The organism is Simplicispira suum (genome assembly GCF_003008595.1).
GTDB lineage: Bacteria > Pseudomonadota > Gammaproteobacteria > Burkholderiales > Burkholderiaceae_C > Simplicispira > Simplicispira suum.
On sequence record NZ_CP027669.1, the window covers coordinates 2,751,564 to 2,764,586 of the forward strand.

The 13,023-nt window shown below is 67.4% G+C and carries 11 protein-coding genes; 4 read left to right on the plus strand and 7 right to left on the minus strand.

The features are described from left to right. The first annotated feature begins 109 nt into the window (after window positions 1-109). Window positions 110-1,111, plus strand: coding sequence for an AraC family transcriptional regulator (locus C6571_RS12805; RefSeq protein WP_106447023.1), 1,002 nt, complete (start codon window positions 110-112; stop codon window positions 1,109-1,111). 67 nt (window positions 1,112-1,178) lie between these two features. On the opposite strand, the gene C6571_RS12810 is transcribed toward C6571_RS12805, so the two are convergent. The 5 genes from C6571_RS12810 to hemC form a co-directional block, all read right to left on the minus strand. Then, window positions 1,179-1,739, minus strand: a complete 561-nt coding sequence (locus C6571_RS12810) for a YceI family protein (protein ID WP_106447024.1) — start codon at window positions 1,737-1,739, stop codon at window positions 1,179-1,181. Window positions 1,740-1,828: 89 nt separating this feature from the next. Further along, the gene (locus C6571_RS12815) at window positions 1,829-3,109 is read right to left on the minus strand and encodes a heme biosynthesis HemY N-terminal domain-containing protein (protein WP_106447025.1); all 1,281 of its coding nucleotides are present in this window, start codon (window positions 3,107-3,109) and stop codon (window positions 1,829-1,831) included. Window positions 3,110-3,280: 171 nt separating this feature from the next. Beyond that, window positions 3,281-4,369, minus strand: coding sequence for a uroporphyrinogen-III C-methyltransferase (locus tag C6571_RS12820; RefSeq protein ID WP_106447026.1), 1,089 nt, complete (start codon window positions 4,367-4,369; stop codon window positions 3,281-3,283). Then, entirely contained in the window at window positions 4,366-5,169 is an 804-nt protein-coding gene (locus tag C6571_RS12825; protein WP_106447027.1) for a uroporphyrinogen-III synthase, read from the minus strand. The genes C6571_RS12820 and C6571_RS12825 overlap by 4 nt, the downstream gene beginning before the upstream one ends. Before the next feature lie 14 nt (window positions 5,170-5,183). Then, on the minus strand, window positions 5,184-6,098 hold the full coding sequence (hemC, locus tag C6571_RS12830; RefSeq protein ID WP_106447028.1) for a hydroxymethylbilane synthase: 915 nt from the start codon (window positions 6,096-6,098) through the stop codon (window positions 5,184-5,186). A 94-nt stretch (window positions 6,099-6,192) separates the two neighbouring features. Here hemC and ppc point away from each other — a divergent pair, with 94 nt between their 5' ends. Continuing rightward, window positions 6,193-8,994: a phosphoenolpyruvate carboxylase gene (gene ppc, locus C6571_RS12835; protein ID WP_106447029.1), complete on the plus strand. Its 2,802-nt coding sequence runs from the start codon at window positions 6,193-6,195 to the stop codon at window positions 8,992-8,994. Between the two features lie 67 nt (window positions 8,995-9,061). Here ppc and C6571_RS12840 read toward each other — a convergent pair whose 3' ends face one another. Both C6571_RS12840 and C6571_RS12845 read right to left on the minus strand, forming a co-directional pair. Then, window positions 9,062-10,258 (minus strand): AI-2E family transporter, encoded by a 1,197-nt coding sequence (locus C6571_RS12840; protein WP_106447030.1) that lies wholly within the window; start codon window positions 10,256-10,258, stop codon window positions 9,062-9,064. Window positions 10,259-10,371: 113 nt separating this feature from the next. Continuing rightward, the gene (locus C6571_RS12845) at window positions 10,372-11,559 is read right to left on the minus strand and encodes a spherulation-specific family 4 protein (RefSeq protein ID WP_170094737.1); all 1,188 of its coding nucleotides are present in this window, start codon (window positions 11,557-11,559) and stop codon (window positions 10,372-10,374) included. Between the two features lie 133 nt (window positions 11,560-11,692). Here C6571_RS12845 and C6571_RS12850 point away from each other — a divergent pair, with 133 nt between their 5' ends. Together C6571_RS12850 and C6571_RS12855 are read left to right on the plus strand one after the other, a co-directional pair. Continuing rightward, the gene (locus C6571_RS12850; protein WP_245901273.1) at window positions 11,693-12,421 is read left to right on the plus strand and encodes a hypothetical protein; all 729 of its coding nucleotides are present in this window, start codon (window positions 11,693-11,695) and stop codon (window positions 12,419-12,421) included. Continuing rightward, complete coding sequence (locus tag C6571_RS12855; protein WP_245901274.1) at window positions 12,418-12,993, plus strand: FlgO family outer membrane protein; 576 nt, start codon at window positions 12,418-12,420, stop codon at window positions 12,991-12,993. Before C6571_RS12850 ends, C6571_RS12855 begins: the two co-directional genes overlap by 4 nt. Window positions 12,994-13,023 lie beyond the last annotated feature (30 nt).

Here is a 13,023-nt window from a genome sequence, read left to right on the forward strand (position 1 = left end):
CTCGGGCAATGGGCAGAATGCGTCCGCCCATCTCCTGGATTTTTCGGGCCACTGTAGGGGAATCACTGGACGGCGTCTCGGGTCATCCGGGACACTGGGGCGTCAATTCATGACCGGAAGGCAAACGAACACCATGCAGCGCGAGAGCTTCAGCGTCACGGCGCGCTTCGCCCAGGCCCTGGTCGATGCCATTGCACGCCAGGGCGGGCAAGTGCCCGAGGCTTTGCGGCTGGGTAGGACGCAGGAGGGGCGGGTGGACATGGCGCGCCAGGAGGCGCTTTGGGCGCTGTTCGTCGAGGCCTGTCCGGACGATCCGCTGGCCGCGCTGCGCCTGGGCACGGATCTGCAGGCCGGGCACCTGGACATCGTGGGCATGCTGCTGCTCAGCTGCGACACCCTGGGCGACGGCCTGGAGGTGCTGACCGAATACGCGCCCATCATTGGCGACAACGCCCATTTCGAGGTGGCTGTGCTGGCAGACCCAGTGCAATTGCGTTATGTGCCAGGCTATGTGCTGTACCAGCAGCAGCGGGTGGAGGCGACGCTCGGCTGCGTGGTGAGCCTGGCGCGCTGGATGACGAGTGGCCGCTTTCGGGCGCGCGAGGTGCTGCTGGCCCACGCTGCGCGCACCGACGCTGCGGCCTACGAGGCGTTGCTGGGCTGCCCGGTGCGTTTTGGCCAGCCGGTGAACGCCGTTTGCATGGACGCCTGCGAACTGAACCACACCTTGGTGCAGGCGGGAAGCAGCCTGCAACAACACCTGCGCAGCCTGGCCGACGGTGTGCTCGCGTCGCTTGCGCAGGACGGAACTTCGGCGCGGGTCCAGCAATGGGTACGCGCACACCCCCGCTGGGGCAAGGAGCGCATTGCCGAGCAACTGGGGATGAGCGGGCGCCACCTCAACCGCAAGCTGGCTTTGGAGGGCATTTCCTTCAAGGGTCTGCGCGAGGCCCTGCTGCACGACATGGCGCTGCAGGCCCTCAGGGACGGCCAGAAGATTGCTGCGGCCAGCGAGGCCCTGGGTTTTTGCGACGAGAACGCGTTTTCACGGGCCTTTCGCCGCTGGACCGGGCAGTCGCCAGCGCAGTATCAAAAAACAGAAAGAAAATAGCTTCTAGCGCTGATGCAGCAAGCGCTTGCAGCTCTCATTTCAAGAGCATATCGCCTGGCCCGCAGGCCTATCGTTTCGCCGCTTCGATCTGCACCACCAGGCGCACCTGCTTGGGCATGCCCATGGTGACGAGGTAGTCCATGCCCCACTGCGTTCGGTCGATGCTTCCTTCGAAATCGCCGCCGCAGACCTCGGACTTGAGGATCGGGCTTTGGTAGCAGTTGAACTGCGTGGCGCTGAGCACCAGCGGCCCCGTCTTGCCCAGCAGCGTGAGCTGGCCGTGCACCTTGGCCACCCGGTCACCATTGAACTCGAAGCGGTCGGAGACAAAGCGCATTTCCGGGTATCTGGCCGTGTTGAACAGGTCGGTGCCTTGCAGATGTGTGTCGAACTCTGCCGACCCGCTGTGCACGGAGGTGGTGTCCACGCGCACGTCGACTTTGCCTTTTTTCGCTGCGCGGTCGAAGTCGATGCTGCCACTGGTTTTCTCAAACTGGGCGCGGTTGGTCGAAGTGCCGAAGTGGCCGATCTCGAAGGCCACATAGGTGTGGTGGGGGTCGATCTCGTACTGGGCGGCGAGGGCGGGCCCAGCGGTCACGAGCAAGGCAGCGGCATAGGCAAGGCGCATGGGGTAACTCCAGGCAAAAGAGCGCAGTTTAGAAGCCGTTGGCCGCGCCGTCACCTGCGGGCGCTGCACGGGCTCCTGGATGCCGAGCCTCAGCTCTTGGACTGCGCCGCGCTTTTCCAGGCCGCCAGAGCAGCTTCGAGGTCGCCGCGTTGCTCGGCCAGCTGCGCCAGGTGGCACCAGGCGTTGGCGCGCAGGCCGGTGTCTTGCAGCCTGGGCGTTGCCTGGGTCAGCAATTGCTGGGCTTTGCCCCAGAGCTGGCGCTGCATGCAGGCCACGCCGGCCAGGTATTGCAGGCGCGCGTCGCGCGGATTGGCTTGCTGCGCCGCTTCAATGCGCGCCAGCCACTGGGCGTCCAGGCTGTCGAGCGCGGTTTCCAGCGCACGCACCAGGCGGCGTGCGTCCAGTTCGTCAAGTTCGCCGGGGCGGTCCACCAATTGCTGCCATACCGGTTCCAGCCAGCGGCGCACCTGCGCTGGCTCGCCACCGAGCTCGGCCAGGCGCTGCGCAGCGTGAATCGCCAGTTCGGGCATGTCGCGCTCGATCGGGTCAAGCGCCAGCCAGGTGGCGCTGAGCTGCTCGGGGTCGTGGGCATTGCGGATCAGTTCGCTGGCCAGGCCGCGCACGATGCTTTGCGCCGCCGCCGGAGAAAACGCCCGGTGCTTGCCCAGCAGGCGTGCGGTTTCCAGTGCTTCCTGCGTTTGCTGCGCCAGCCGCGTGGCCTTGAGCTTGATACGCAGCGCCAGCGTGCGCCGCGCCGCGCCCTGCGACAGCGTAGCGAGCCCTTCAAGTGCAGCCAGAGGTTCGCGGTCGTCCAGGGCCCAGCGCGCGGCGCGCAGTTGTACGCCTTCATGCAGATCCTGTTGCAGCGAAGCTTCGCTTTTCTCCGGGGGGGTCAAGGCGTCTTGCAGGTGCTGCTCGCGGGCACTGCGGTCTTGCAGGGCGTGGGAAGCGTCGGCCGCCACCAGATGCGACATCACGCGCAGCGCCTCGCCCTGGGGCAGATAGGTGCCGCCGCCGCGCAGGCTGGCTTCCTGCTCCAGGGCGGCCTGCGCTGCCTTGCGCGAACGCAGAAAGCGCCCGCTCATGAGCTGGGTCAGCGCGTCCAGCAGGGCGCCGTGCATGGCGCGCTCCTTTTGCTGCAGGCGCCAGCGCTGCGCCTGGCGGGGCAGGGCGACGAGTGCGGCCAGGGCCCGCAAGGCGGCGTAGAGCGTGGTGAACGCCAGCGCCAGCGCCAGCAGCACAAAGTTCAGTGACAGGTCGAGCCGCCAGGGCGGCCAGAAGACGGTGACCGTGCCCTGGTTGTTGCCGGCAAACAGGGCCGACGCCACTGCCACGGCAAACAGCGCCAGGAGCCAGAGCGTTGCGCGCATCTCAGTGATCGATGGCGCTGTGCGCCACCTGCAAGGCATGGAACCACGCGGCCCAGACCAGCGGCCACCGTGCAAGGACCGCCCTGCAACACCGGTGGCGTCCCCCTGCCCGCAGCGCCTGGCGCTGCGAGTGCGGGGGGAAGCGGCGCAGCCGCACAGGGAGGTGATTCATCATCTGCCCGCCGCCGCTGTGGCGAGCGCGGAAAGGGTTTCGTCAAGGCGCGGGGTCTCAACGGTATTGAGGTGCGCCTGGATCTGCTGCATCGCCGTGGCGGCGGTTTGCGTGCGCCGCGCAGCCGGGTCAAAGTATTTGTTGAGGGCCGCGCTGGCGGTGAGCAGATCGGAGCGCGCGGCATCGAGCTGGCGCGCCAGAATGCCCAGGCGCGCGTTGAGCAGCATGAGCTTCAGGTTTTCGCGCAGGAAGAAGGCCTGGTCCGGGGAAATCAGGATGGCCTCGGGCTGGTCGATGCGGCGCACGCGCACCAGGCCGCGCATTTCGTCCTTCACCGCGTCCCAGCCGCGCTGCAGCGGCGCCATCCAGGCCGGCAGATCGGCTGTTTCGCCCGCTGCGGCCCCAGAGGCTGCTGTGGGCCGCGCACTGGCCGCCAGACGCCGCGTGGCGGCCGCCTGGGCAACGGCGTTCTTGAGCGGCAGTTCGTCCACCTGGCGCAGCAGTTCGTCGAGCCGCGCCAGCAGGCCGGCGGTGTCCGTGACGCTGGCGCTGGACAGGCGTTCGAGGTCCAGCGCCAGGGCGCGCTGCACCGGAGCCAGGCGCGGCTGGGCGGCGCGTTCGATGCGCTGCTGCGCGCTCTTGATGGAGGCCACCAGCGGCTGCATGCTGCCGGTGAGCTGGGCCTGTTGCTGCGCCAGGCGCACGTTGGCCTCGATGTCCACCACCAGGTTCTCATCGCGCGAACGCGAGAGGCTTTGCATCAATTCTTCGAGCTGGCTGCGCTGCAGGGCGACTTCGCTCAGGCGCGTCTCCTGCACCGCCAGACGCGCGGCCGATTCTTGTGCCAGTTCGCTCGCCTGGCGTGCCAGGGCCCGCGCTTCAATGGCCTGGCGTCCGGCATCCTGGCTTTGCTGCGCCAGCGCTTGCTGGATGTTGCCGAGCTTTTGCCACAGCAGCATGCTGCCCGTGAGCCCGATGACGGCCAGCACGGCCACCAGCGCCAGGGCCCAGCCAAGCAGGCGGGTGCTGCTCGCCGGGGCAGCGGCAGTGCTGGTGGCTGCGCCAGTGGAATCCACAGAAGTGCTCATGGCGCAGATTCTATAGACGCTGCCACGTCCGCCAGAGCGGGCCGGCACTCTGAAACCTGCCCGAAGCCTGCAGCCAACGCCGCTTGTGCAATTCGCGGGTGCGTGGCCAGAGCGCGTGCGCCGGCCCAGGACTGGTCTGGCAGCGCGGCGCACAGGTGGCCCAGCGCCTGCGCGCTGCTCAGCACCCACAGCGTGCCGTCGGTGGCGGCGGCCTGCGCCAGCGCCCGCTGCGCTGCGCTCCAGGGCGGCGCGGCGCGGGTGTAGGCGACGACGAAATCCACCGACCCGCCTGCGGCGCGAATCTGGCTGCTCAGCCAGTCGCGGCCGCTGCCCGTTTGCCCGCTGCCGGCTTCGCCACCGCGCACGATCAGCACGCGGGTGCCCGTCCGCACGCTGGCGCCCACGCTGCGCCACAGCGATTCGGAGTCGAACTGGCCGGCGTCGGCGGCGGGCTGGTCAATGCGGCGCACGGGAACGCCCAGCGCCTGCAGCATGGCAGCGGTGCCTGGGCCGGGTGCCCATACTCTTGTTTTGATAGCTGGTAGCGCTTGCTGGATAAGCGCTAGAGCCTCATTTGATTCAAAAAAATGGCGCGCGGCACTGCCGCTCACCACCATCAGCGCGTCGTAGTCGCTCAAACCCTTCCGGGCCTGTGCGAGCGCTTGCGGGTCGGGCGTGTCGGCAATGCAGATGAGCGGCAGGGCGGAGGCGGCAATGCCGCGCGCCTGCAGCGCCTGCACCCACTGCGAGGCCTCGGGTTCGGGGCGCGTGATGAGGGCGCGGGGCGGGGCGGCCGACATGCTGCGCCGCCCTGTCAGTGCGCGCCGCGTTCGCGCAGCTGAGTGGCCACGGCCTGGCCCAGCGCTTCGGCCTGTTCCAGTGTGGTTGCAAGGCCGCTCTGGCTGGCGCGCACCAGCGGCGTGCGCGCCTCGGGGTCGCCCCAGGCGGCGGCGATGTGCAGATGCTCGCCTTTCAGCACCGCGTGCGCCGCCAGCGGCATCGAGCAACTGCCGCCCATGGCGCGGCTGACGGCGCGCTCGGCCGCCACGCGCAGCCAGGTGGGCTGGTGCACCAATGGCGCCAGGGCTTCGATCAGATCGCTGCGGCCGGCGCGCACCTCAATGCCCAGCGCGCCCTGACCGGCGGCGGGCAGCATCTGGGCTTCGTCAAACTCGCAGCGGATGCGCTCTTGCAGCCCCAGACGCTTGAGTCCCGCAGCGGCCAGCACGATGGCTTCGTACTGGCCTTCGTCGAGCTTGCGCAGCCGGGTGTCGAGGTTGCCGCGCAGCGGCTCAATGCGCAGGTCGGGGCGCAGCGCCTGCAGCAGCACGGTGCGGCGCAGGCTGGACGTGCCCACCACGGCGCCCTGGGGCAAATCTTGCAGGCGGGCATGGCGCGGCGAGACAAAGGCGTCGCGCGCGTCCTCGCGCTCCATCACGCAGGCCAGCAGCATGCCTTCGGGCAGTTCCATGGGAACGTCCTTGAGCGAGTGCACGGCAATGTCGGCGCGGCCGTCTTCCAGCGCGGTTTCCAGTTCTTTGACAAACAGCCCCTTGCCGCCCACTTTGGAGAGCGTGCGGTCCAGAATCTGGTCGCCCAGTGTCGTCATGCCCAGCAGGCTGACCTGGTGGCCGCGCGCTGCCAGCAGGGCTTGTACATGCTCGGCCTGCCACAGGGCCAAACGGCTTTCGCGTGTGGCGATGACGATGTTCAGGGGTTTGGAATTCACGGCGCGGGCACAGGAGAAACTCGAGCCGGGGATGCTAGCATGCTGCGCCGCAGCAGCGTTCGCCGCGCGGCGCACACCCTTTCGGAGACAAGGCATGGCAAGCACGCGCAAGAACGACAAAGACCAACCCCTCATCGACGACATCCGCCTGCTCGGCCGGATTCTGGGCGACGTGATCCGTGAGCAGGAGGGCGCTGCCGCCTTTGATCTGATCGAACAGGTGCGCCAGCTCTCGGTCGCTTTCCGACGCGACGCCGACCACGAGGCCAATCGCGCCTTGAAGAAGCTGCTCAAAAGCCTCTCGGCCGATCAGACGGTGAGCGTGATCCGCGCCTTCACCTATTTTTCGCACCTGGCCAACCTGGCCGAAGACCGCCACCACATTCGCCGCCGCACCATCCGCGAGCGCGCGGGCGATACGCAGGAGGGCAGCATCGACGTCGCCCTGGCGCGCCTGCGCTGGGCCGGCATTGCGCCCGGCACCGTGGCGCAAACCCTGGCCGGCAGCTACGTCTCGCCCGTGCTCACCGCCCACCCCACCGAGGTGCAGCGCAAAAGCATTCTGGACGCCGAGCGCGCCATTGCCAAGCTGCTGGCCGCGCGCGGCGACCTGGCCGAGCGCGCCCAGCTCTACAACAGCGCCCGCGACGCCCTCACACCCCGCGAACTGGCGAGCAACGAGGCGCAACTGCGCGCCCACGTCACGCAGCTGTGGCAGACACGGCTGCTGCGCTACACCAAGCTGACCGTGGCCGACGAGATTGAAAACGCGCTGAGCTACTACGAAGCCACGTTTTTGCGGGAGATTCCAAAAATCTATGCGGAAATTGAACAATCGCTTGGCCAGGGCAGCGTGGCCAGCTTTCTGCGCATGGGCCAATGGATTGGCGGCGACCGCGACGGCAACCCCAACGTCGGCGCCGACACCCTGGTGCAAGCGCTGCGCCGGCAAAGCGAAGTGGCGCTGCGCCACTACCTGACCGAAGTGCACTTGCTGGGCGCTGAGCTTTCACTTTCTGCGCGGCTGGTGGAAGTGTCCAGCGACATGCAGCGCCTGGCAGAAAGCTCGCCCGACACCAGCGAGCACCGCCAGGACGAGCCCTACCGCCGCGCGCTCACCGGCATTTACGCGCGCCTCGCGGCCTCGCTGGCCGAGCTGACCGGCGGCCAGGCGGCCCGCCATGCCGTGGCGCCGCAAAACGCCTACCCGCACGCACAGGAGTTTCTGGCCGAGCTGCGCACCATTGCCCAGTCGCTCGCTACGCACCACGGCGAAGCCCTGGGCGCGCAGCGCCTGCACCCGCTGATCCGCGCGGTGGAAGTGTTTGGTTTTCACCTGGCCACGGTGGACCTGCGGCAAAGCTCCGACCAGCACGAACGCGTGCTGACCGAACTGCTGGCCACAGCGCGCGTGGCGCCCGACTACACCCTGCTGGATGAACCCGCTCGCTGCGCCTTGCTGCTGCAACTGCTGCAGGACGCCCGGCCGCTGCGCGTCATGGGCGCGCAGTACAGCGCGCATACCCTGGGCGAGATTGCGGTGTTTGAAACCGCGCTCGCCATGCGCCAGCGCTTTGGCCACGACGCCATCATTCACTACATCATCAGCCACACCGAAACGGTGAGCGACCTGCTCGAAGTGCTGCTGCTACAAAAGGAAGTCGGGCTGATGCAGGGCAGTCTGGGCACACCCGAAGCCCGCGCCGACCTCATCGTCGTGCCGCTGTTCGAGACGATTGAAGACCTGCAGAGCGCCGCCAGCATCATGCGCGGCTTCTACCAGACCCCCGGCATCGCCGCGCTGGTGCAGCGCTCGGGCGGCCAGCAGGACATCATGCTGGGCTACTCGGACAGCAACAAGGACGGCGGCATCTTCACCAGCAACTGGGAGCTGTACCGCGCCGAGATCGCGCTGGTGGAATTTTTCGACGAGCTGGCGGCCACCACCCCCATCCGCCTGCGCATGTTCCACGGCCGGGGCGGCACCGTGGGGCGCGGCGGTGGGCCGAGCTACCAGGCCATCCTGGCGCAGCCACCCGGCACCGTGCGCGGCCAGATTCGGCTGACCGAGCAGGGCGAGGTGATCGCCTCGAAGTACGCCAACCCCGAAATCGGCCGGCGCAACCTGGAAACCCTGGTGGCCGCCACCCTGGAGGCCACGCTATTGCAGCCCACCAAACCGGCGACGCCGGCGTTTCTGGACGCCGCCGCGCAGTTGTCGCTGGCCAGCATGGCGGCCTACCGCGCCCTGGTGTACGAGACCCCCGGCTTCACCGACTATTTCTTCAATTCCACCCCGATCCGCGAGATCGCCGAACTCAACATCGGCTCGCGCCCGGCGTCGCGCAAGCCCAGCCAGAAGATTGAAGACTTGCGCGCCATTCCCTGGGGTTTCAGCTGGGGCCAGTGCCGCCTCACCCTGCCGGGCTGGTACGGTTTTGGCTCGGCCGTAGAAGCGTTCCTGAGTGCCCCCGGCAAAGACCCCAAAGCCCAGCTCGCGCTGCTGCGCAAGATGGTGCGCGAATGGCCGTTCTTCAGCACCTTGCTGTCCAACATGGACATGGTGCTCGCCAAGAGCGACCTGGCGCTGGCGTCGCGCTACAGCGAGCTCGTGCAGGACGCCCGCCTGCGCAAAAAAGTGTTCGGCGCCATCGAGGCCGAGTGGCACCGCACGGCCGACGTGCTGACCCGCATCACCGGCGACAAGCAGCGCCTGGCGCACAACACCGCGCTGGCACGCTCCATCCGCCACCGCTTCCCCTACATCGACCCGCTCCACCACCTGCAAGTCGAGCTGATCCGCCGCTGGCGCGCCGGGCAGGGCGACGAGCGGGTGCAGACCGGGATTCACATTTCGATCAACGGGATTGCGGCGGGGTTGCGGAATACGGGGTGATTGCTATTTAAGTGATAGCTACTAACGCTTATCAGATAAGCGTCAGAGCGTATTTTTTAATAAAATTTCAGTTCCCCAGCAACTCCCCCACCGCGTGCAGGTCTTCCACGCGGTCGCACACCGCTTTCACGGCCATCATGATGGGGATGCCCAGCAGCAACCCCCACAGGCCCCAGAGCCAGCCCCAGGCGAGGACGCTGACGAAAACGGCCACCGGGCTCAGGCTGCTGGTGCGGCTGGTGAGCCAGGGGGTGAGCAGGTTGCCCACCAGGGTGTGGATCACCAGCGAGGCGCCGCCCACGGCAAAGGCCATGTCGAGGGTGCCGAACTGCAGGAACGCCACCAGCGCCGAGGCGCCGGTGACGGCGAGCGAGCCGATATAGGGCGCCAGGTTGAGGACCCCGGCGATGACGGCCCAGACGGCGGCGTTCTCCAGTCCCAATGCGGCGTACGCCAGGCCCGTGGCGACACCCACCACGGCACTGGTGACCAACTGAACCAGCATGTAGCGCTGCACCTGGCCGTTGATCTCGTCGATGACCTGCAGGGTCACCTTGCGCCGCGCCAGGCTGCGGCCGGCAATGCGCATGAGCTTGAGGCGAAAGCTGTTGCCGGCGGCAAGCGCGAAGAAGCTGAGGAACAGCACGATCGTCAACTGGCCCAGCACCGACATCAGCCCCATGGTGCCGCTCCAGAGGTAGTCGCGGATGTTGAGCGGGCTGCGCTCGATCTGTACCCGCTGCACACCGCGCCGGGCCACGGAGGGCGCGGTGGTTTCGGCGGCGGCCTGCTCGATCTGCGAAGCCGCTTTTTGCACTGTCTCGATGGGGCTGGGCTGGCGAGCGCGTTCGCGCATCTTGTCGCGCACTTTGGATGCGGCCTTGGGCAGCGAGTCCACAACCTGCGAAGCACCGTCGCTCAACTGGTACACGGTGCCCGCCAGGCCGCCCGTGAGGGCCAGCAGCAGCACCGCCGCTGAGACGCCGCGTGGCACGCGGTGGCGGTGCAGCCAGCCCACTACGGGCGAGAGGGCGCAAATCAGCAAGGCGCTCATTGCGATCGGGATGAACACTGCAGCCGCCCAGTGCAGCACGGCCAGCGCGGCGCACAGGGCAATCAGCGCCAGCGAAGCGCTGCGCACGCCCACCGGGACATGGACCGCCACGGGTTCAGCGGGAGCTTCGGTGGGGGTGAGCACCACGCTGGCATCGGCTTCGCACGGCGGGGGCTGTGGGATTGGCTCGCTGGTGGCAGGTTCGGTCATCGGCGGATTGTGGCGTCTCCGCTGGCGCGCCCTTGTAGGCGCTCATCCGCTTCGGTGAGGGAGCGGATGAGTCAATGGATGTGGGAATCTGCTGCGCGCGCCGCGCCGGGCGTTCAGCAAGCGGGCCAGGCCCGATCGTTGTTGTGTGCGTCTACCGTGCCCAGCAGTTTCGTCCAGTAGGTAGGCAGGCCGGACCAGGGGCTGCCCGTGCCGACGAGATCGGTGACGTAGACCAGACCGGTGTTGCTGCGCGCCTTGTTGGCGGTTTCCACGGCCTTTTGCATGGTGGTGCAAGCGCTGGCACTGTGCACCAGCATGGCCTGCCTGGTGTTGTCCTGGTTGTAGACCCAGGTGTGGGAGGGCTGCGGGTCAATGTTCTGGTAGGCGGCCGCGTTGCCCTCGAACGTCACCAGCACATCGGCGGCGGCGGCATAGCCTGCGTCCGGGAAGCTGCCTGGGTCGCCAATCACGCTGAGGCCCTTGCCGTGGATGTAGGTGTAGAGGTCGGTATAGAACGCCAGCCGGTCACTCCCGGCCGCCATTTCCCCAAGGAAAAAGCCGTCGAGGAGACCGGGATAGAGCTCGATGTATTTGTCGATGGTGGCTTTGACATCCACCACCGAGCGCGTGCCGCTGCCGTAGGCGGTGGAGACGTAGGCCACCACCTTCTGGTTGCCTGGCTTGACGGCCTTGAACAGGGTGATGGCACCGAGGAGATCGGTGTCGGCCTTGCTGGCACTGGTCAGGATGCCGTTGCTGGCGTTTGCAACGGCGGTGATCTTCACGTCCGGGTAGCTGGTGGCGCCGCTGGTGAGCGTTTCCCAGGCGGAGCCTGCCGCAGCGCTGAAAAAGGCGGGCACGAGCAGCTCCAGATCCTTTGGTTTCGGGCGGATGAACAGGGTCACGCGGTCACTGCCCGAGTGTGTGTTGCTGGTGGCTGCGGCATCTACCTGCACGGCGCCCGGCTGGGTGTCTTGCATCTCCGAGGCTGCGGTACCGGCCACCGTGGCAGTCACGGGGCGCGTCAGGCGGGCGGTAGCGCGGTTGGCGCTGAGCGTCACCAGCGTGCCGTCGGGAGCGCTTTTGCCATCCACGGTCACTGTCACCTGCAGGTTGATGGGTGTGTTGGTATCGTGCACGCTACCGTCCACTGCAGGTCCGCTGAAGCTCACGCTGATTGGGCCGGGTGGCGGCGACGGAGGAGGCGCCGGCTCGGTGGTGCCCCCGCAACCTGCCAATGCGGCGGTCAGAACCAGCAGGCCTGCGGCGAGGTGGCTTTTGGGGTGTGTGCGGTGGTGCATTCCTTCTCCTTGTATTTCATGCCATTGTGAGGGATTGTTGGTCCTTGGCGTCGCTGCGAAAAAGCGCTTCTGGTTGGGAAACACCAGTTTGTTGCGCCGATTGCGGGCCCTGCAGGTGGCTACCATGGGTCGCATGCCTCCACCCATCCCCCACCTCCGGGCACTCGCGCCTTTGCTGGCTGCCGCGCTGCTGGTTGGCTGCGGCACCCTTGATGTGCCGCGTGCCGACAACTACCCTGCCACCGGCCAGAAAAAGGCGCGCGCCGTGCACCATTGGGATGTACTGGCCGGCGACGTGGCCACGCGGGTGGTGGAGAAAATATCCGAATGGCCAAAGGGCGACTACCCCATTCATGTCACCGTGCCCGACAACTCCAGTTTCAACCAGGGTTTTCTCAAGCTCTTGCGGGTGCAGCTGCTCGACCGGGGCGTAGTCCTGTCCACCGTGCCGACGGCGGTCGAATTGCAGGTTCAGACGCAGTTGGTGCAACACGGTGCCGATGTGCCGCGCAGCCTGCCCATTCCCCTGGGCGGGACGATGCTGGGGGCAGGCGTGGGCGTATGGCGTGACTGGAAGGAGCATTACTCCAACCGCGTGCTGCTGCCTGGCGCCGCCACCGCCATCGGTATTGGCGCGGGCCTGGCCCTGGATATCGCGCATCTCTATACGCAGGGCGCAGCAGCAGGCGGCCCCACCCGCACCGAGGTGCTGATTACCACCACCCTCACAAGCCACGACCGCTATCTGGCAGGCTCGGCAGACATGTATTACATAGAGCGGGACGATGCCGTGCTGTACCAGCCTGAGTTACCTGCACCGCCTCCCACCCCGGTCAAAACCTGGCTGGTGGTCAAGCCATGAAGCCGGGGGTCTTGATGGCGCCCCGGAGCCTTGCGGCGCTGGCGCTGGCCGTGCTGGCGGCGGGCGCGCTCACTGGCTGCGCCGGCTACTACTACGGCGACAAGTACGGTCCGACGCTGGCCTTGTCGCCCCACGCCGACATGGTGGGAAGCAGCTACGCCGCCGCCGATGCCCTATTGCAAAACGCGCCGCTGGATGCGCGTGCGCCGGTGCTGGTGACCACGCTGGTCGATCTGGACCACCTGGGTGCGTCGTCGCGCTTTGGCCGCGTGGTGTCCGAGCAGATGGCCGGGCGCCTCACGCAGCGCGGTCTGCCCGTGCCGGAGCTGCGCCTGCGCGAATCCGTGGCGTTGGTGCCGCATGAGGGTGCGCTGCTGCTCTCGCGCGAGCTGCGCGAGGTCAGCCGCGCGCACGCGGCGCAGGCCGTGGTGGTCGGAACCTACGCGGTGTCGAGCCGGCAGGTTTTTGTGAGCCTCAAGCTCGTGCGGCCAGAAGGCAACCTGACGATTGCCGCGCACGACTACGCCCTGGTGCTGGACGAGGAGTTGCGCAGTCTGCTCGGCTTGCGCTGAGAAAAAGGCAAAAGTCCGGCGGCGGAGATG